The sequence below is a fragment of the Labilibaculum sp. genome (assembly GCF_041595635.1).
Lineage (GTDB): Bacteria > Bacteroidota > Bacteroidia > Bacteroidales > Marinifilaceae > Labilibaculum.
Map to the genome: position 1 here is coordinate 33,214 of NZ_JBFHJW010000006.1, position 17,601 is coordinate 50,814.

At 34.2% G+C, this 17,601-nt stretch carries 18 protein-coding genes and 1 riboswitch; of the genes, 5 read left to right on the top strand and 13 right to left on the bottom strand.

The window, feature by feature from the left end; genetic code table 11:
- Window positions 1-4: 4 nt before the first annotated feature.
- The 11 genes from cobI to ABYT26_RS03195 all read right to left on the bottom strand — a co-directional run bounded on the left by cobI (window position 5) and on the right by ABYT26_RS03195 (window position 11,918).
- Window positions 5-709, bottom strand: a complete 705-nt coding sequence (cobI, locus tag ABYT26_RS03145) for a precorrin-2 C(20)-methyltransferase (protein WP_372751439.1) — start codon at window positions 707-709, stop codon at window positions 5-7.
- A 425-nt stretch (window positions 710-1,134) separates the two neighbouring features.
- A riboswitch (cobalamin riboswitch) is annotated at window positions 1,135-1,336 on the bottom strand.
- Between the two features lie 228 nt (window positions 1,337-1,564).
- The gene (locus ABYT26_RS03150) at window positions 1,565-3,211 is read right to left on the bottom strand and encodes an AMP-binding protein (RefSeq protein WP_372751440.1); all 1,647 of its coding nucleotides are present in this window, start codon (window positions 3,209-3,211) and stop codon (window positions 1,565-1,567) included.
- A 314-nt stretch (window positions 3,212-3,525) separates the two neighbouring features.
- Entirely contained in the window at window positions 3,526-5,490 is a 1,965-nt protein-coding gene (locus ABYT26_RS03155; protein WP_372751441.1) for an ATP-binding protein, read from the bottom strand.
- A gap of 127 nt (window positions 5,491-5,617) precedes the next feature.
- Window positions 5,618-5,833 (bottom strand): hypothetical protein, encoded by a 216-nt coding sequence (locus ABYT26_RS03160; protein ID WP_372751442.1) that lies wholly within the window; start codon window positions 5,831-5,833, stop codon window positions 5,618-5,620.
- A gap of 241 nt (window positions 5,834-6,074) precedes the next feature.
- Window positions 6,075-7,130 (bottom strand): 4Fe-4S dicluster domain-containing protein, encoded by a 1,056-nt coding sequence (locus ABYT26_RS03165; RefSeq protein ID WP_372751443.1) that lies wholly within the window; start codon window positions 7,128-7,130, stop codon window positions 6,075-6,077.
- Window positions 7,117-7,407, bottom strand: a complete 291-nt coding sequence (locus ABYT26_RS03170) for a winged helix-turn-helix domain-containing protein (protein ID WP_372751444.1) — start codon at window positions 7,405-7,407, stop codon at window positions 7,117-7,119. Before ABYT26_RS03170 ends, ABYT26_RS03165 begins: the two co-directional genes overlap by 14 nt.
- Window positions 7,408-7,418: 11 nt before the next feature.
- Window positions 7,419-9,353: a 4Fe-4S binding protein gene (locus ABYT26_RS03175; protein ID WP_372751445.1), complete on the bottom strand. Its 1,935-nt coding sequence runs from the start codon at window positions 9,351-9,353 to the stop codon at window positions 7,419-7,421.
- A complete protein-coding gene (locus tag ABYT26_RS03180; protein WP_372751446.1) occupies window positions 9,350-10,651 on the bottom strand; it encodes an FAD-dependent oxidoreductase in 1,302 nt (433 codons plus the stop codon). Before ABYT26_RS03180 ends, ABYT26_RS03175 begins: the two co-directional genes overlap by 4 nt.
- Before the next feature lie 5 nt (window positions 10,652-10,656).
- Window positions 10,657-11,064, bottom strand: a complete 408-nt coding sequence (locus ABYT26_RS03185; protein WP_372751447.1) for a hydrogenase iron-sulfur subunit — start codon at window positions 11,062-11,064, stop codon at window positions 10,657-10,659.
- A gap of 2 nt (window positions 11,065-11,066) precedes the next feature.
- Window positions 11,067-11,315 (bottom strand): sulfurtransferase TusA family protein, encoded by a 249-nt coding sequence (locus ABYT26_RS03190; RefSeq protein WP_372751448.1) that lies wholly within the window; start codon window positions 11,313-11,315, stop codon window positions 11,067-11,069.
- A 36-nt stretch (window positions 11,316-11,351) separates the two neighbouring features.
- Entirely contained in the window at window positions 11,352-11,918 is a 567-nt protein-coding gene (locus tag ABYT26_RS03195; RefSeq protein WP_372751449.1) for a DsrE/DsrF/DrsH-like family protein, read from the bottom strand.
- 417 nt (window positions 11,919-12,335) lie between these two features.
- Between ABYT26_RS03195 and ABYT26_RS03200 the strand changes: the two genes are divergently transcribed.
- Window positions 12,336-13,016 (top strand): Crp/Fnr family transcriptional regulator, encoded by a 681-nt coding sequence (locus tag ABYT26_RS03200; RefSeq protein WP_372751450.1) that lies wholly within the window; start codon window positions 12,336-12,338, stop codon window positions 13,014-13,016.
- 161 nt (window positions 13,017-13,177) lie between these two features.
- The gene (gene rarD / locus ABYT26_RS03205) at window positions 13,178-14,080 is read left to right on the top strand and encodes an EamA family transporter RarD (RefSeq protein WP_372751451.1); all 903 of its coding nucleotides are present in this window, start codon (window positions 13,178-13,180) and stop codon (window positions 14,078-14,080) included.
- Between the two features lie 128 nt (window positions 14,081-14,208).
- On the opposite strand, the gene ABYT26_RS03210 is transcribed toward rarD, so the two are convergent.
- Both ABYT26_RS03210 and ABYT26_RS03215 read right to left on the bottom strand, forming a co-directional pair.
- Entirely contained in the window at window positions 14,209-14,979 is a 771-nt protein-coding gene (locus tag ABYT26_RS03210; protein WP_372751452.1) for a transporter, read from the bottom strand.
- An 11-nt stretch (window positions 14,980-14,990) separates the two neighbouring features.
- Complete coding sequence (locus ABYT26_RS03215) at window positions 14,991-15,221, bottom strand: putative signal transducing protein (protein WP_372751453.1); 231 nt, start codon at window positions 15,219-15,221, stop codon at window positions 14,991-14,993.
- A gap of 364 nt (window positions 15,222-15,585) precedes the next feature.
- On the opposite strand from ABYT26_RS03215, the gene ABYT26_RS03220 reads away from it, so the two are divergent.
- The 3 genes from ABYT26_RS03220 (at window position 15,586) to ABYT26_RS03230 (ending at window position 17,590) form a co-directional block, all read left to right on the top strand.
- Window positions 15,586-15,960: a response regulator gene (locus tag ABYT26_RS03220; RefSeq protein WP_372751454.1), complete on the top strand. Its 375-nt coding sequence runs from the start codon at window positions 15,586-15,588 to the stop codon at window positions 15,958-15,960.
- A gap of 231 nt (window positions 15,961-16,191) precedes the next feature.
- Window positions 16,192-16,641 carry a methionine-R-sulfoxide reductase gene (locus tag ABYT26_RS03225; protein ID WP_372751455.1) on the top strand — a complete coding sequence of 150 codons (450 nt, stop codon included), beginning with the start codon at window positions 16,192-16,194 and terminating at the stop codon, window positions 16,639-16,641.
- A gap of 334 nt (window positions 16,642-16,975) precedes the next feature.
- Window positions 16,976-17,590 (top strand): MarC family protein, encoded by a 615-nt coding sequence (locus ABYT26_RS03230; protein ID WP_372751456.1) that lies wholly within the window; start codon window positions 16,976-16,978, stop codon window positions 17,588-17,590.
- Window positions 17,591-17,601 lie beyond the last annotated feature (11 nt).

Sequence of the window (17,601 nt, forward strand, 5' to 3'; positions counted from 1 at the left end):
TTTCTTATTTATTACCGTAAAATATGATGATGGCGAAGTAGGGAATTTTCCGATCCTTCAAGCATTCTATATCTGTACAGGTGAATTGCTTCCCGGTACCTAAATACTCACCATAGAAGAATTGTAATCTACTTTCTTTAATAAATTCCTTGATCCACTCCCGAACCTTCGAAATTTTCATTAACACCACCGTTTGATTTTGAGCAAGTAAAGCCTTTAGCTCCTGCTGATTTTCCAAATCGGGAGCCACCAAAAGCTTATCGTTTTGAGTGACCAATGGCAGTTTGCCTGCCGATCCGCCTAATATAAAAGCCGGAACTCCGGGAATCATCTCAAAATCAACACCTTTTGCATGAAAATCATTCAGGAGATAAGAAAATGTGCTAAAAAAAGAGATATCGCCCTCACTCACCACAGCCACCTGCTTTCCTTCTGCCACATCCTGCTGAACCTTTAAAGATAGCTCGGTGTAAGCTTTTTCTGCATGAGATCGATCCTTACTCATTGGTACCTGAATGGGTACAAATTTGCTCTCTTCTATATCCAGTTGCTTTAAAATGACCAATGAGAAACTGTCCTGATTTCCCTTTGGACTTTGCGTTGATGGATAGTAGATCTTCTCTACATTTTGCAGACATTTCAGTGCCTTTATCGTTATTAATTCCGGATCGCCTGGCCCTAAAGCCACTCCGAACACTTTTCCGCTCATATCTTCCTATTATTGATGATGTGATTACACATCCTTATATATCTGTTGACTTTAATCATTTCAGATTGTCAAAATTTGCACCTGAAACATTCAAATTTTATAAATCCCATTTTACACTCTCACTAAAATCAATCCATACCTCCTCCAAAATAGAGATACATAGAATCTTTTGCCGAAAAAAATCAACAAAATGAACTACAAAGCATAGTTACTGGGAATAAATTTTAAATGCGGGAACAATTTGCTTAAAAAACAAATAAAGTTGAACTCTTTGCCTTAAGAACAAGATGATTAGAGAATCATCCTTAATTGGTTTACAGGTAGTTTTTCCTTCCCCGATAAGGGATACAAAACCCGGATGCCATTTAGGCATTAGTCTATAAAATATCATCACAAATCTTACTTTTAATCCCGAAAGTATCGATAAAACAAATTTGCTCGAAGGCAGGTCTTCTGACTTTCTCCCTCAGATTGCGCCTTCCCATATCTTCCATAAGACACAGTGGCATTCTGCAATAGAGTTTGGTATAGAGATTACAGCTGCGGGTACAGTTTCGGACTTCAACCGAATTCCCTCTTTAATAGCAGATCATGAGATCTACTATTGCCAAATCGCGTAACAAATGTATGATTATTAATTTAAGAAACGACTGCTCTATTTTATCCAGATTTTGCATAAGATCCGATAAAATATTTTTTAATACTGATATTCTGACACATACAACACTGACTCAGATAGTTTTTCTGTCGAGAAACATAAAAACAAAAGCCCGTAAGGCACTATACCCCGGTAGTAAAATTGAATGAAAAGAGGATAAAAAAAAAGGCTGATATTGAATCAGCCTTTTATTGTATTTAGCAATATAAAAATCGTTTTATTTTGTGTGTTGCCGTTTTTTGAAACGGATCAACATGAGCTACGACCAATTGAATTTGAGAGAATTTGTTAACTCTTGAATTCACATAGACCTGTAATTCTGCCAACAAGTCATCTACTTGAGTGTCTACATAATTACCAATTTCTTTTTTTACATTTTTATATTGTTGTCCCAATTCGTCATAGTTAAAATGAACCATGGCAACTAATCGTCCTTTTTGCTCTATTACAACAGATTCAACAACGTGTTTAAAGTTGTTGATTACAGATTCAATTTCTTCTGGATAAATATTTTCTCCACTAGAACCCACAATCATATTTTTTAAGCGACCTTCTATAGACAGGTAGTTATCCTTATCTAATTTAGCAAGATCACCAGTTTTGAACCATCCATCCTCAGTAATAACCTCTTTAGTCATTTCTGGTTCTTTATAGTAGCCCATCATTATACTTTCTGATTTTGCCCATAGCTCTCCAATTTGAGTTATGGGATCAGGATTGTGAATTTTCAACTCTGTTTCAATTACAGCAGGACCTGTTGACTGAAATTTTGTAATTGCAGGACCACATCCTGCTAGTAAAGGAGCAGTCTCTGTTAATCCGTAGCCTATGGCGTAAGGAAATTTCGCTTCCCGCAAAAACAACTCAACTTGAGAATTCAATTTTGCACCACCAATTCCAAAAAAGGTTAGTTCACCACCAAAAGTTTCCATCAGTTTTTTTCCTGCAATAACATTTAGCTTCTTACGGAAAAATGGCATTTTATATAAAAACCTAGTGATTGCTTTGCTGTTTATCGATGGCAATATTTTACTTCGGTAAATTTTCTCAATAATCAATGGAACCGCGAACATTATCGTGGGTTTTACTTCCTTAAATGCTTTCAATAAAAGAGAAGGAACGGGCGTTTTTCCCAAATAGTAAATACAAGCTCCAGCAATCATCGGAATTACAAATCCTAAGGTATTCTCATAAGTATGAGACAAAGGAAGAATTGATAAGAAACGATCCGTTTCATCCATTGGATGAATTACTTTTGACCGAATCGCATTAGAACAAATATTTTTATGCGAAAGCATTACTCCCTTTGATTTTCCAGTAGTACCCGAAGTATAGATAATCGCTGCCAAATCGTCCTCATTCACTTCATAAGTACTATTTGGTTTTTGTGTAATATCAAATTTCACATCATTTTCTGATGAAGAAAGCACACTAAAATCTTCAATTGCAATTTTTGTTTGCAAAGAATCGATATCTAAATTCTTTATTTTTGAAACCAAACCTTTCGAAACAAAAATAACTTTTGCTTCCGAATGCCTTAATATGTTTTCAATTTCATATTCACTAAAATCTGGCAACATTGGAACAACAACAGCTCCCATAAAAGTGGTTGCATAGTATGCCATTCCCCAATTTGGCATGTTAGTGCTTAACACGGCTATTTTATCGCCTGGTTTAATTCCTAATTTCTCGTAAAATGCAAGTAGAGCTTGAATGTTGGAATGTACCTCATTATAGGTAAAAGGAGTTTGACCTACAAGGGCCATCGCGTTACAGCTTCCAAATTTCTCCACTGTTTCCGTAAAAAGAGTAGGAAATGTTAAATTTTTATACTGTTTCATCATGGTTTTGTTCGTCTATAGCAGCTTTAAAATTAAGGTTGAATTAACAAAAACTACGCACGCAAGTTATAAAAAAAACAATATTATAGTTACTTTTATCTTAATTAGATCACCTCATTACACGTTCCTAAAAATAGACAAAAAACAACAAACGACTCACAAACAAATACTTACAAGTGTTTAACCTGCCATTTTTGCAAGAAAGTTTTTAGACAATAATTCCTGAAATAATTCTTTTTTACAGCTCTTTCGATAAGATATTCTTCCATATTTAAAGTTCTTCCTAAGCAACTTCTCAGTAAATAGTCGGAACTTTTTTACTCAACAAAAGGAAACTTAATCGTAAAAATACTTCCTTTACCCAAAACACTACTCACCTGTATTGATCCTTTGTGAACTTTTATTAATTCTGCACAAATACTTAAACCTAATCCTGTTCCCTGTTCATCATGAATACCTCGAATGCTACTCGTTGTTTTTGTAGCATCAAACAAGCTATTTTGAATTTCTTCTGACATTCCTGTTCCATCATCTTCTACAGTTATAACAACATTCGAATCTTCTCTTTGCGCTTGCAATTGAATTAAACCTCCCTCTTTGGTGTACTTAATCGCATTTGAAATTAAATTTCGCAAAATAGTGCGCAAAATATCAGAATCCGCTTTTAAATCTTCGTCTATTGTATTCTGAAATTCAATTTTCACATCGTACTTTTTCCCTTCTGATGCAAAAAAACTACTTAATTCATCAAATAAGTTTGAGATGCTTATTGATTGAGGATGAAAAGCGATTGCTCCTGTTTGAGCTCGTGACCAATCCAATAGGTTAGTCAATAACTTCAAACCTTCTGTTGCAGATTGATAAATATAGTTGGTAAATTCTTCAATATTTTCATATTGTTTCATTTTAACTTCTTCCAAAAGAAGATTACTAAAACCAATTAAAGTATTAAAAGGGTTCTTTAAATCGTGTGAAATTACAGAAAACAATTTATCCTTTGTCTGATTTATTTTTGCCAGTTTACGATTGAGTTTACGATGGGAATAATACTGCCATAAAAGAACACCTACAATTAAAAACATTAGCATGATAATAACCACCAAATACACCTCTTCATTTTTCCGTGTATTCAATTCCTTTTCCGTATTGGATAGTGTTTCTCTAATTGCAAATCGGTTATGCATTTCGTTAATGATCTCGGATTGCTGGATCGAATAAATGGAATCATACTGTGTTAAAAACATGTTGTAACTCTCAGTAGACTTTTTATAATCATTCAATATTGTATAGAAAGTAGCAAAAGAACTGTAAACATTTAATATCTTAGAATTTAAACTTAAGCGATTGGCTATTTCCAGAGCCTTCTGAAGAAGAACTTCACCTTCCGCACGTTTCTTATTTTGAGCATACACCAAAGCCATTCCAATATAATCGTTGATAAGGCCATATTCATGATTGCGTTCTTCATTTAATTTTAGCGAATTCTGATAGTAAGCAAAGGCCTTTTCGTACTCTTTTTGAAAATAAAATATATTAGCCATTCCATTCAAAGAAAATGCTGCATACCTTACATTCGTAGAGATTTGACTTTTATTATAGGCTCGCTGATAAAAATCCATCGCAAGATCTAAATTCCCTTTTTCTTCGTAAGTTCTTGCTATTTCGAGCATAATAGCACCTACACCTAATTCATTGTTTTCATTTTCGAGAAGAAGCTTTGCTCTATTTAAATAATCCAAGGCTAACTTATAATCCTTCTTTGCACGATACACTAAACCCACATTCACATTCGAATAAGATTCGCCAACAGGGTTGCCTAACTTTTCAAATAATTCGAGAGAATATTCTGAAAATTGCAGAGACAAAGGAATGTTTCCGGTTATTAGGTATAAATCTCCCAAATTATTATAGGAGTAGGCTAGTTGTGTTGAATCTTTTTGTTTCAGGCTGTATTCGAGTGCTGCATGTAAATAAGGGAGAGATTCTTTTGTTTTGTATTGATAATGCAATTGCACAACACTAAGATAGCCGTATATTCGAGGTAGTTCTTTCTCTAAATTATTATCTAAGGCCAGATGCAATGCCTCCTCACCAAAAAAAATTGCACTATCAGAATTTATTTCTCGCAATTGCCAACACTCATTGCTTAAATCTCTAACTTTTTGATTTATTTCCTCTTTCGACAGAAATTCTGTGTGATTTTTAGAACCAGATTGAGCAAAAGTAACAAAACTACAACACAGGAGTAAACAGTTCGTTAAACAGAGATGGAATCGTATCATTCAATATTTATTTAAGAAACAAATATAAAATAATTCTTTGGCTTGTAAATTATAATTTGGCACATATATAAATATTTAACCAACTAAACACTTTTATGTTAATTGAAAACAGGAGAAAATAAAGTTTCTAGAACAATAACACAAAGGCAATTATGATGATAAACACAGCAATTAAAGAAACACATAAATATGGATTTGAAAAATTAAAAGTCCAGCCCATTAAAAAATTATATTTCGGTACAATTAATCGTGGATCTTTACGATTGCAATACAAAGGCCCGTGCCAATTCGATAAATCCTTACTCATGCCATCTAAAATATGTTGATCAAGTTTTCGTTTCATGAGTGCCATTATTTTTACTTTTTAATGTAATAATTTTCAAAAAAACAGACAAACAAATAGCATAAAAAACCTCCAATTAGAAAACTAATTGGAGGTGCTAATACTCTCTCGGGCTTTAAATTCATTGATATAAATTTTGAATTAACTATCCCTACATATAAAGTAAAATGAATGAAAGTCAAATCCAAAGTCACCTTATTATACTAATCCAACTAAATTTTCTATTTAAACTCATACTAGTTTAGGATACCGAAAAGCTTTTTAATTTTTCAAAATACATTGCAAAGGAACGATATAAGAAATGGGTCCATTTTCCGAAAGGCACAATAATTATAGCCCACTGAACAAGAACAATCAAATGAATCATATACATCCAAATATTTGTTTCCAAAATATCCAAATCAATAAATACCCGAACAACAAAAGCACTAAATCCCATTAAAAATAACCAGATAACAAAAAACCAGTCACTAGGATGAGAATTTTTACTCACCTGTGCCTTCTTATTTAAACGTCCAATCATAAAAATGAATGTTACCGATAAAATAATTACACTCTCAATGTAACCAAGAACCATTATAAAACTACTCTCAGTAGAAAACCAGTCTAGAAAAACAGTAGTGAAGAGTAATGATAAATAGCCAATTACCAGTATCAGATGTTGGAACCAACGAGTCTGATTATCGTCACACCCCAATGTTCTCTTTTGTGTAAACATGTGAACAATTAATTCGCCAAGTGATTTAAAATAGGCAGAAAATGGCACTTTAACCTCTGATTTACGAATAGCCATGTTCCACATTCTTATAAGATTAGGGAGTAAAATCACTAAAAATACTCCGCCAATTGCCAACATCTCAAAATAATGACCATAGTGCAATAAACGCTCGAACATAAAATTTTGATCTGCGGCAAACCACATGACTCCAATCGCTACTAAAACAAATGCAATAACACTTGTGGTTAATGATTTATAGAGCATTCCAGATAGACCTGTCCAATCGTATTTTGAAGTAAGGTACCTTCGAAGTGTCATCATCAATTCGCCTGGTTGCGCTTCTCGTGGACAAGTTGCACTACAATCACCACAATAGTAGCAAAGCCATGGTTCCATTGAGGTCTGTATTTCATCCTCCAAGCCAAGGACACTATATCTTACCATTTTCCGTGGAAATGAGTTGTCTTCGTCTGACAAAGAGCATACAGCAGTACAATTTCCGCAATTGTAACATGCATTTGTATCAAATGCACCATAGCTTTTCAACTCTGTTATGAATTTAGGATTAATCCTTGCCATTGTTCTTTATTTTATAATAAAAATATTCATCCATATCGTCTATTTTACCTGTTTCAACAAAACCATATTTTAACAAGCTCATTATTTGATATAAAATTTCATCTGCGGGAATACTTAATGCTTCGGCAAGTTGCGGAACAGTTTTGTCCCCATCCTTTAAAGCATCCATCAATCTCTTTTTTGTTTTTGTAAAATATTTGAGATTCTCCATAACCTCTTTGGCCACTGGATTCTTTTCCTTCCTGTATTTTGCAGTTTTACCTTTTTCAACTTCCATATCTAGTAATTTTAATGAGTTGATATTAAAGCATCTATCATACCTTCTATTTGATCGTCAGTATAACCAATTAATTCAATTGCGTTAGATGGACAAACAGGCATACACATACCGCAACCTTTACAAACAGCCTCGTTAACAACAGCAATTTGTTTGGCGTTAACATCTATTTTTGTTAAGGCACTAAACGGACATGCATCATCACATTTACCACACCATTCGCAATTATCAGCATCAACTTTGGCAATAGTAGGTGAAAGAGCAAGTTCTCCCGCAGCAATTAATGAAAAAGACTTAGTTGCAGCTGCCAAAGATGAATTCATTGATTCCATAATATTCTTAGGCCCTTGAGAAGCGCCTGCAATAGTTACACCATCGATTACAGTTTCAACCGGCCGCAACTTCATGTGAATTTCATTAAAGAAATTATCTCTGCCCTTAGGAACTTTTAAAAGGCTACCAATGGAATTGTCTTCACGAGGAACCATTCCCGTAACCAAAACAACCAAATCAGCTTCTACTTCCAAAGTTTTATCGGTAGTCAGGATATCCTTAATCGTAACAATTGTTTTATCGCCATCCATAGATACAACCGGCGGATGATCTTCAAATGATTGTAAATAAATATCGCCCTTCCTGGAGGACTCATCATACAAAATCTCCTGTTTCCCGTAGGTTCGAATACCCCGATTAAAATGGAAATTATATATCTCTTTGTATTTATTTTTGGCTGTGATTGCTGCATGAATAGTAGCTGTACAACAATATCTGGAGCAATACTTATTCTCTCCGTTTGCCTGACGACTACCTACGCAATAGATGTAAGCAATGTTTTTGACTTCTTTTCCTTTATAAACAAGTTTGTCATCACAATAATGTACCAAGCGTTTAAATTGAGGAAGAGTAATTACATTATCAACAGTTCCATATCCAAATTCATCCTTTTTCGGTTCATATGGATCAAAACCTGTTGCTAATAAAACAGAACCAACTTGAATGTTTAAAAATTCCTCTTTCTGACTAAAATCAACATTTTCACATACTTTTTCACATTCTCCGCAGCGAGTACAATTCTCCATATCAATTACTGGTAATTGAGGATATTCTTCAGGAAAATTGTGGTATATCGCTTTACGAGTAGTGATATTGAAGTTAAACTTATCTAGAACTTTTACAGGGCAAATATCAATTGCTTTCTTCAAATTGCCCTCATCACAATCCAATTTCATATGACGAGGAGAAACTCTCACTTTTAAGGAAATATTACCTACACTACCACTATTTTCAACAATTTCAGCCCCAGTAAAAAGAGTAATATTTTTATGATTCATTGCTCTATTGTACAAGCGAGTAATTAATTCTTTACCTGTCTCTTTTGAAACAAATAAATCATCCCATTGAGCAACTCGACCACCAACAAAAAATTCTCTTTCAATTAAATAAACATAAGCTCCAGATTCTGCTAATTCAATTGCAGAACGAAGACCTGATACGCCAGCACCAACAACGGCAACAGCATTGGTAGCTTTCACACGAATGGGTACAAGAGCATTGGATCTTTTCACTTTAGCAACCGCCGCTTTCACAATCTGAATGGCTTTTTCTGTTGCTCCAACTTTATCATCAGAATGCGCCCATGAAGCCTGTTCTCTGATATTTGCATGAATGTAATTGTATTTATTCAACCCAGCCCTTTCAGCAACTGCACTAAAGGTAAGTAAGTGCAACTTAGGAGAACACGAAGCAACTACAGCACCATCTAATTGCTTTTCTGCAATATCAGTCACCATATCCTTTTGGTTAGAATCGGCACAAGCAAACATGGTGGTTTTCGCTAAAAAAACCCCTTCATCTTTCTCAATTTCTTCTCTAACCTTCTCTACATCTACATAATCAGAAATATTACCACCACAATGGCATACGTAAACACCTATCTTCTTTTTCATAAAGCATCCCTCCTTAAATAACTTGTAGTTTCTGCGGAAGCAGCTCCTGCTGATAAAATTGAATCAGGAATATCCATTGGTCCAGTTGCGGTTCCTGCAACAAAAACACCTTCAATATTTGTTTCCGCTGGACTAGCCAAAATGTCATTCTGATTGATAAAACCATAATCATCCAGTAGTAATGATTCTCCTTGAAAAGAATCGGAAATTTCAGAATTGGACATGATACCAACAGAAAGTACTACCATATCATGTTCTGCTTCCTTCATTTTACCTTCTTCTATATCTTCGTATCTAAGAACCAAGTTTCCATTCTCCTTTTCCTTTATATTTCCAATTTTTCCTTTAATAAATTCTACCCCCATCTCTTTGGACTGTTCGTAGAACTCATTAAACCCTTTACCAAATGCTCTAATATGCAGATAGTAAATGGTAACATCAGCCATAGGAAGCGACCCCATTAACAACTGACCTTGTTTAATGGAATACATACAACACACCTGAGAACAGATAGGATTTCCAACTGATTTATCCCTTGATCCGGTACACAAAACATAGGCAATATTATCAGGCATCTTACCATCTCCCGGTCTTAGAATCGCATTAAAAGGCCTGGTTGGAGCGAGTTGTCTTTCCATTTGCATGGAAGTAATTACATTTTTATATTTTCCGTAACCGTAACGAGGAATTTTTACTGGATCAAATAATTTAAAGCCAGTAGCAACAACAACAGCTTTTGCATTTACCACATAATCATTATCGGTCTGGGTAAAATCAATACATCCTGTTGGGCAGGCTCTTTCGCAAGCACCACAAAGTGTGCAATTAGTTATATCGATTGCGGCAGCACGCGGACTAGCAATACTAAATGGAATAAAAGCCGCTTTACGACCAATTAATCCTTGCTGATATTGGTCGATAACACTTACTGGACAAGCTTTTTCGCACAACTGACAAGCAGTACAACCATCGATATTTACATATCTTGGTTTTTGATGTACATGAGCTTCAAAATTATGTTCGTCCAATTTATCTATTTTTTTAGCTTCAGCGCTAAACATGATAGTAATATTGGGGTGTCTGGATATTTCGGATACTTTGGGAGTGGTAATACAAGCCGCGCAATCCAGAGTTGGGAATACCTTGCTAAGGGCAATCATTTTTCCACCTAGAGATAGGTCTTTCTCGACTACCAAAACCTTATAATTAAGATTTGCCAAATTAAGAGCCGCTTCTCCGCCAGAAATTCCTCCGCCAACAACAAGAACATCATATTCTAATATTTTTTTTTCCGACATTCTACTTAGTTTGAAGAATTCATTAAATACTTAGTAAAACTCCTTACATGTTTTACGAATGGTTCACTACACACAGAACAAATAGCCGCCATTTTCAGACGAGCAGGATCCATTCCTTTTTCTTTTAAAGTTTCTTGAATTGTACCTACAAGCTGCCCTGTTTTATCGACACAAGATTCACCATAAGGACAGTCGGTGCCATCAGCAGCAATAAAAACACCATCAAAACCTCGCTCAAGAGCATGTAAAATCCATTTGGGCTTAATCCCACTTGAGCAAGGCACAGTAATGGTATAAACTGTAGGCGGATAATGTAATTTCAATAAACCCGCCATATCAATGGCTGGATCCGATATTTTTTCCGTGGAAAAAACCAGAATCTTAGGGTTTTTATTTACTTTTTCCGCTTCCATCTTTATTTTTTTAGATAAATTTTATAAAAACCAGATTCCTCTAGAGTACCTAAACATTCGAATCCTTTTTTGTTGCACCATTTTGGAATATCAATTCTTGTTCCTTCATCAGCTGAAAGAACTTCCATGATCTGACCTTTTTCAATAGTTCCAATTGCTTTTTTAGCTGCTAACAATGGTCCTGGGCATGAAGTTCCACGTGCATCTACACTTGTATCTGCTTTTATTGTCAATAAATCTTCTTGTGTCATGATCTTAAGTTTTAATAATTAAAAAATATATTTCTATTATATAAAAAGTTGAGCTGAACTCTCACCCATATCTCCTGCAAACGTAACTGCACCTGCAAAGCGCATATTCGGATAGTCAATCAATTCTTCTTTTTTAATTCCCATTAAATCCATCGACATCTCACAGATAGTAATTTCAATCCCAAGGTCTCCTGCTTGCTTAAACATCTCTTCTAATGAAAGAACCCCATGTTTTTTCATGATAGACTTAATCATACGTGGTCCCATTCCCCCCATATTCATATTTGACATCTTCAGTTTTTCCTTTCCTCTAGGAAGCATTACACCAAACATCTTAGAAATAAAGTTCTTTCCATGTGCTCTTTTTTTAGGATCACGCAAGGCTGCAAGAGACCAAAATGAAAAGAATAATTTCACCTCTGTATCCATCGTTGCTGCTGCCAGAGAAATAACCATCGCCGCCAAAATCTTATCAAAATCACCAGAAACTATCGCTATAGATAGCTGATCTTGATTCATATTTTCCAACATGGCTACCCTCTTTGTTAAGGCGTCCATTTGCATTTGAAAATCAATAGCTTGAACTTCTGTTACTTGTTGCATTTTTTGTTTTTTTAATGAATTAATATCGGAGTGTACTACAGATATCAGGACATATTTTATTCCGAAAATATTATCAGTCAAATCAATCTAATTTTCCGGCTTCTAGTTTCTAGCTATACCAATGCTTACCGTAAATCCAGATAGACAAATTATTATATCTCAATTTAATCTCCGTTTCTTATTTCTTTTATAAGAATATCATAATCCAAATATAGATTAGTAAAAAATATTTTTTATTATTTTAAGCGTGAGTTCAAACATATTTAAGTGTGATTCATATCACATTGTCGAAATATTTATATATTTGCATACGAATACATCAATAAAATGAATGCAATTCATATAGAACTCAGATAAAACATCAATAAATAGGCGCTATTTATTGAATAATAAATTCTTTAATAAAAAAGCAGAAATATGAGCCAGATCACATGTATTAATTGCAATAACAGATCAACTGCTACATCACAGCTTAAGGATAAAGAATTATCAATGTTAGAAGCTAGTTGTTCAAATGTTAAATTCATGAAAGGTGATGTAATTTTTAAACAATATGCCCTTTCGTCGAACATCATCTATGTGAAAAAAGGACTTGTTAAAATTCATATTAATGGACCTGATCGGGATCAAATTTTAAAAATTGTAAAAGGACCAACTTATTTAGGAATCCCAACAACTTTTGGCGATAAAGTCAATCGCTATTCTGCCACAGCATTAACAGAAACTGATGTATGTTTCGTTGAGCTCTCAGCTTTTAAAGAATTCCTAGCTACCAACAGCAATTTTGCTTTTGAAATTATTAAAGAATTATGCAAAAATGAATTGGGTCACTTCGATCATTGTGTAAGTCAAGTCCAAAAACAAAGTCAGGGTCGAATTGCAGAAGGGATCTGCTTCTTCGCAGATAAAATATTTAATGAATCTATCTTTGAACTTCCTCTATCAAGACAAGAGTTAGGCGATTTAACAGGTAATTCGCGTGAAAGTGTTTCCAGAATTCTTACTAATTTGAATAATGATAAAGTGATTTCTCTTAAAGGAAAAACTATCGAAATTCTGAATATGGAACGCTTAAAGGGTATTAGTAAAAATGGCTAAGGCGTTTTGAATTATTTTTTCATCTGAATTATTTAATCCTTTTTGAAAACCATCCCTGAAAATACTCGCCACTTACAGACCTTTTAGAATTCTCATACTTTTAAAAATACCCTCTACATTTTAAGTACATTTGCAAATCTAAAAAAAGTAAAGGGTAAAAAATGGAGAAATCAAAAGACAATAAAATGGGCTATGTATATGCCATGCAAGCTTTTTTCGCATGGGGAATTTTACCCATCTTTTGGAAATTATTATCTCATGTTTCAGCCTTTGAAATACTTGCTCATCGAATTTTTTGGTCCTTCATTTTTCTAGCTTTCTTCTTGTTTTGGACTCGACAAAGCAAATTACTCAATCTTCTGAAACAAAAGAAAACTCGCAATAGCCTTATCACTTCTTCCTTACTAATTGGGGTTAATTGGGGCTTCTTTATCTATGCCGTAAATACAAATCAAATTGTTGAAGCAAGCTTGGGTTACTATATCAATCCTATTGCGAATGTATTTCTTGGAATACTTGTATTAAATGAAAAATTAGACAAGTTAAAATTTGCAGCACTTCTGCTTGCCTCTACTGCTGTAATTTATCTTACTATCGATTACGGTAAATTTCCATGGATCTCAATTCTTCTTGCATGCACATTTGCTTTGTATGGTTTGGTGAAAAAAACAGCTGGAATCGATGCTATTCCGGCACTTTGCATAGAAACTTTACTTCTAACACCTCTGGCATTTGTATTTATTATTTACAAAATTTGGATAGGAACAAGCGCTTTCTTTGCAGGCAATTTTTTAACTGACATTTATTTAATCCTAACTGGAATTGTAACCAGCTTTCCTCTTTATTGGTTCGCTAAAGGTGCACAACGAATTCCTCTTTCTGCATTGGGCTTTATGCAGTACATAGGTCCTAGCCTAATGTTATTAATCGGCGTATTGATATACAAAGAAAAATTTCGTCACGAACAAGCCATTGCCTTTGGAATGATCTGGTGTGCTCTCTTCCTATACACCTTCTCTATGATTCGAAACACGAAAAGAATCCTAAAATCAAAAGTCAATTAATGTTTTATCGTCTAAACCCATACCATTGCTGCGACTATGCTAGCAGAAAACATCAAAGAATAAACAAGAAAAAAGCCTGTTCAGTTATCCTAAACAAGCCTTCTCTGAATTGATGTATACAATACCTTTTATAAAGGCATTCTAATTGACAAACCTAAGCTAAGAAAAAAATCTGGAGAAACCTCACTTAATCCGATTCCAGTTGAAAAATCTAGCTGCAAATCATCATTTACCGAATAAGTCATACCAGCATCCCAACGATGATCATTTTTCCCTTCATTAGGCAGAAAACCATATAATTCAGCAAAAGCGCCCAATTTCTGCGACAGACTAATGCCAACAACAGCAGTATAAACCCCTACGGCATAATCTTCGTCCTCTACTCCACTCCAGGCAACACCCAAATTCATACCTAACGACATTGCTTCATTTAAAAAGTAATCACCCGTAACCCTTATATCAGCACCTAAATTTTCATTTTCAAAAGTACTTGATCCACTATGTGGAATCGAAATTGTAGTTAGCAAGGCTAATTTTGGTTTCCCTTCATCTTCTAGCAAATGGAATTTAGCACCAATACTCAAGGGGCCAAAACCTCGCTCCGTATAAGAATCTTCCTCTTCTGAAGAATGTATTCCCTGATAGGAGAAACCCATGCGAAGTTCAATATTATCCACAAGACCATAACGCAACAAAGTTGTATTAAAGGTAGTATTATTGATATCAGCATCCGTTTTCTCGAAAGCGAAGCCCGATTCTATTTGTAAACCTTTTGGAGAAATCAGACTGGCCGATTCAGTTTGGTCAGGACGATCAGTTACCATATCTGGCTTTTCCTGTGCACTTGCACCTCCAAAAAACAGAATTACAAACAATAAAAGTGTTACACTTTGTCTCATCCCCATCTTATTTAGTGTTTTTTCTGTAACTCTTCAATACAAACACGTGCTTTAGCAACATTCTTATTTTCGACAAGTAATTCCACCGAATCAGGAGTTCCCCCCATCCCAACAATACTCCCCGATTGAGAATCATCTCTCCATAAAGAAGGGATTCCATTTTCTTCCAATCTTTCCTTATAAAATTGAACATTGATTTTCGATCCTATAAAAACACAGATTAATTCAGTTTCATCATCCATAATTGATTTTCTTTAAAATTTATGTTCCTCAGAACCTAAGATATAGAAAACTTTTGATTATTCTATTTTTTTAATCTGTGAAAACACACACCAAGAAGGTTTCAAACATAAAAGTTGACCCTAGTAATTTAGCAAGTACCCTACTTAAGGTCAATACTATTTATCCAAGCCAAATTGTAAAGACGAAATCACATTAATTTATAGTTAAATCTATACTGCACGCAAATACCTATTAGTAGGACACTTATGCAAATTGCATACTATGATTTAAAATAGAATATACATTTTTTTTGATTTTAATGCATATTTGATTTCAATAGATCGAAAAGATAACATATATTTGGTATCATATTTACGTACTGATATGAATAATGAAAAAAACAAACTAATACTAGTTGTAGAGGATGAAGAATTCAACAGAATTTATTTTGAAGAATTGTTAACCCAAATTCATTGCAATGTTTTGGTTGCCAAAAATGGTATTGAAGCAGTTCAAATCTGCACTGATAACGAAAAAATTGATTTGGTTTTAATGGATATTAAAATGCCATTAATGGATGGATATGAGGCCACAAAGGAAATCAAAAAAATACGACCAAACCTTCCTATTATTGCACAAACCGCTTTTGCTCTTCTTGGCGATAAAACAAAATCTTTAGAAAATGGTTGCGATGATTACATTTCTAAGCCAGTAAAAAAAGACAACCTAATTAAATTAATTCAAAAACATCTGGTATAACAAGTCACTTTCTTCTATAAATTTCCTAATCAAACATTATAAAAATCCAATCTCAAATGTTATTTCACATTTCAAGATTTTTTAATGATTTGTATCATTCCCTCCCTCACAAAATCCTTCACTCAAAGGCAAACTCAATAACAAAATGCCTAATGAGAAGCACTCCTAAAACTTTGAACTGATTAATTTTTCCATTATCTTTAGAATCATTCAAAATAAGGAGATGAAACTATGAATAAATACATTATTTTACTGGGAACTATCCTTTTGTTTAGCAATAATTTATTGGCGCAAAAAATAATGAAAAAAGATCAATACAATCAGCTTACCGCAGACGAAAAGAGAGTAATAATCGACAAAGGAACCGAATATCCCGGAACTGGAAAATACCTACACAACAAAGCATCTGGTGTCTACACCTGCAAGCAATGCAATGCAGAACTCTATCTATCCCATAGCAAATTTGAGTCACATTGTGGTTGGCCAAGTTTCGACGATGAAATAGAAGGAGCCGTTAAACGAATAACTGACACAGACGGTAGAAGAACCGAAATTGTTTGTGCCAATTGCGATGGGCATCTTGGTCACGTTTTTTTGGGAGAAGGATTCACCTCCAAAAATACCCGGCACTGTGTAAATAGCATTTCGCTAGATTTTATTCCTCTGAAATCGGATCAGTAAAGAAAAGTAAAAATCATAAATTGAAGACCTTAGCTAAGCTAAGGTCTTTTTTTATTGACAAACAAGTAAAGTATAAACTTTCTAACCTAGAATATTTTCACCTAAAAAAAGCAGGTAATTCAAAAAAAGATCTATCTTCGCGTCGATTATAAAATTAAACAATTACAATCATTATTTGTGCATTTTTTAACATTGTCGATCTAATTACAAATATTCTTAACAGTAATTCTTTTAATCGGCAAAAATATTGAACTAGATATTTTATCGAATCAATTAAAAAATAGTAAGTTTAATAGCAAATCATAAACAGTAAGGACCCTAAATTTGAATTGAAATGAGTTTTAATTTTCTTGAAATCATATCTGCCTCTATCGTATTATTTGCAGTAATTGACATTATTGGCGGCATTCCTATTATTGTGGATTTAAAACAAAAAGGTGGTGAAATAGAAGCCTTAAAGGCTACTTTGGTAGCACTTTGCGTATTAATCATCTTTACTTTTTTGGGAGATAATTTACTAGGCTTGTTTGGAGTAGACATTTCAAGTTTTGCCATCGCTGGTTCTATAATTTTATTTATTATGGGTGTTGAAATGGCTTTGGGTGTGGAAATTATTAAATACGATGGCCCAGGTGGGGTTTCCATTGTACCTATCGCCTTTCCTTTGGTTGCCGGAGCAGGTTCATTTACTACGGTTTTATCTTTACGTGCCGAATATGCTACCGAAAACATTATTGTAGCAATTATTTTGAACTTGGCGTTTGTGTACCTGGTTTTACGTTCCACTGATTTCGTTGAGAGAATACTAGGTGAAGGAGGAATTCTTATTTTACGCAAAGTATTTGGAATTATATTACTTGCTATATCGGTAAAACTTTTCATGTCGAATGTTGCCATTCAAATACACACTCTTTTTCCTTTTTTAAAAGAAGCTTTACAACATTCCTAGAGCAAGAACTT

Excerpts from the sequence above, each read along its gene's own strand:
- ABYT26_RS03150 (WP_372751440.1), bottom strand. The coding sequence starts at position 3,211 with ATGATGAAACAGTATAAAAATTTAACATTTCCTACTCTTTTTACGGAA.
- ABYT26_RS03210 (WP_372751452.1), bottom strand. The coding sequence starts at position 14,979 with ATGAGACAAAGTGTAACACTTTTATTGTTTGTAATTCTGTTTTTTGGA.
- ABYT26_RS03170 (WP_372751444.1), bottom strand. The coding sequence starts at position 7,407 with ATGGAAGTTGAAAAAGGTAAAACTGCAAAATACAGGAAGGAAAAGAAT.
- ABYT26_RS03190 (WP_372751448.1), bottom strand. The coding sequence starts at position 11,315 with ATGACACAAGAAGATTTATTGACAATAAAAGCAGATACAAGTGTAGAT.
- ABYT26_RS03195 (WP_372751449.1), bottom strand. The coding sequence starts at position 11,918 with ATGCAACAAGTAACAGAAGTTCAAGCTATTGATTTTCAAATGCAAATG.
- cobI (WP_372751439.1), bottom strand. The coding sequence starts at position 709 with ATGAGCGGAAAAGTGTTCGGAGTGGCTTTAGGGCCAGGCGATCCGGAA.
- ABYT26_RS03230 (WP_372751456.1), top strand. The coding sequence starts at position 16,976 with ATGAGTTTTAATTTTCTTGAAATCATATCTGCCTCTATCGTATTATTT.
- ABYT26_RS03165 (WP_372751443.1), bottom strand. The coding sequence starts at position 7,130 with ATGGCAAGGATTAATCCTAAATTCATAACAGAGTTGAAAAGCTATGGT.
- ABYT26_RS03185 (WP_372751447.1), bottom strand. The coding sequence starts at position 11,064 with ATGGAAGCGGAAAAAGTAAATAAAAACCCTAAGATTCTGGTTTTTTCC.
- ABYT26_RS03155 (WP_372751441.1), bottom strand. The coding sequence starts at position 5,490 with ATGATACGATTCCATCTCTGTTTAACGAACTGTTTACTCCTGTGTTGT.
- ABYT26_RS03215 (WP_372751453.1), bottom strand. The coding sequence starts at position 15,221 with ATGGATGATGAAACTGAATTAATCTGTGTTTTTATAGGATCGAAAATC.
- ABYT26_RS03220 (WP_372751454.1), top strand. The coding sequence starts at position 15,586 with ATGAATAATGAAAAAAACAAACTAATACTAGTTGTAGAGGATGAAGAA.
- ABYT26_RS03180 (WP_372751446.1), bottom strand. The coding sequence starts at position 10,651 with ATGTCGGAAAAAAAAATATTAGAATATGATGTTCTTGTTGTTGGCGGA.
- ABYT26_RS03160 (WP_372751442.1), bottom strand. The coding sequence starts at position 5,833 with ATGAAACGAAAACTTGATCAACATATTTTAGATGGCATGAGTAAGGAT.
- ABYT26_RS03175 (WP_372751445.1), bottom strand. The coding sequence starts at position 9,353 with ATGAAAAAGAAGATAGGTGTTTACGTATGCCATTGTGGTGGTAATATT.
- ABYT26_RS03225 (WP_372751455.1), top strand. The coding sequence starts at position 16,192 with ATGAATAAATACATTATTTTACTGGGAACTATCCTTTTGTTTAGCAAT.
- ABYT26_RS03200 (WP_372751450.1), top strand. The coding sequence starts at position 12,336 with ATGAGCCAGATCACATGTATTAATTGCAATAACAGATCAACTGCTACA.
- rarD (WP_372751451.1), top strand. The coding sequence starts at position 13,178 with ATGGAGAAATCAAAAGACAATAAAATGGGCTATGTATATGCCATGCAA.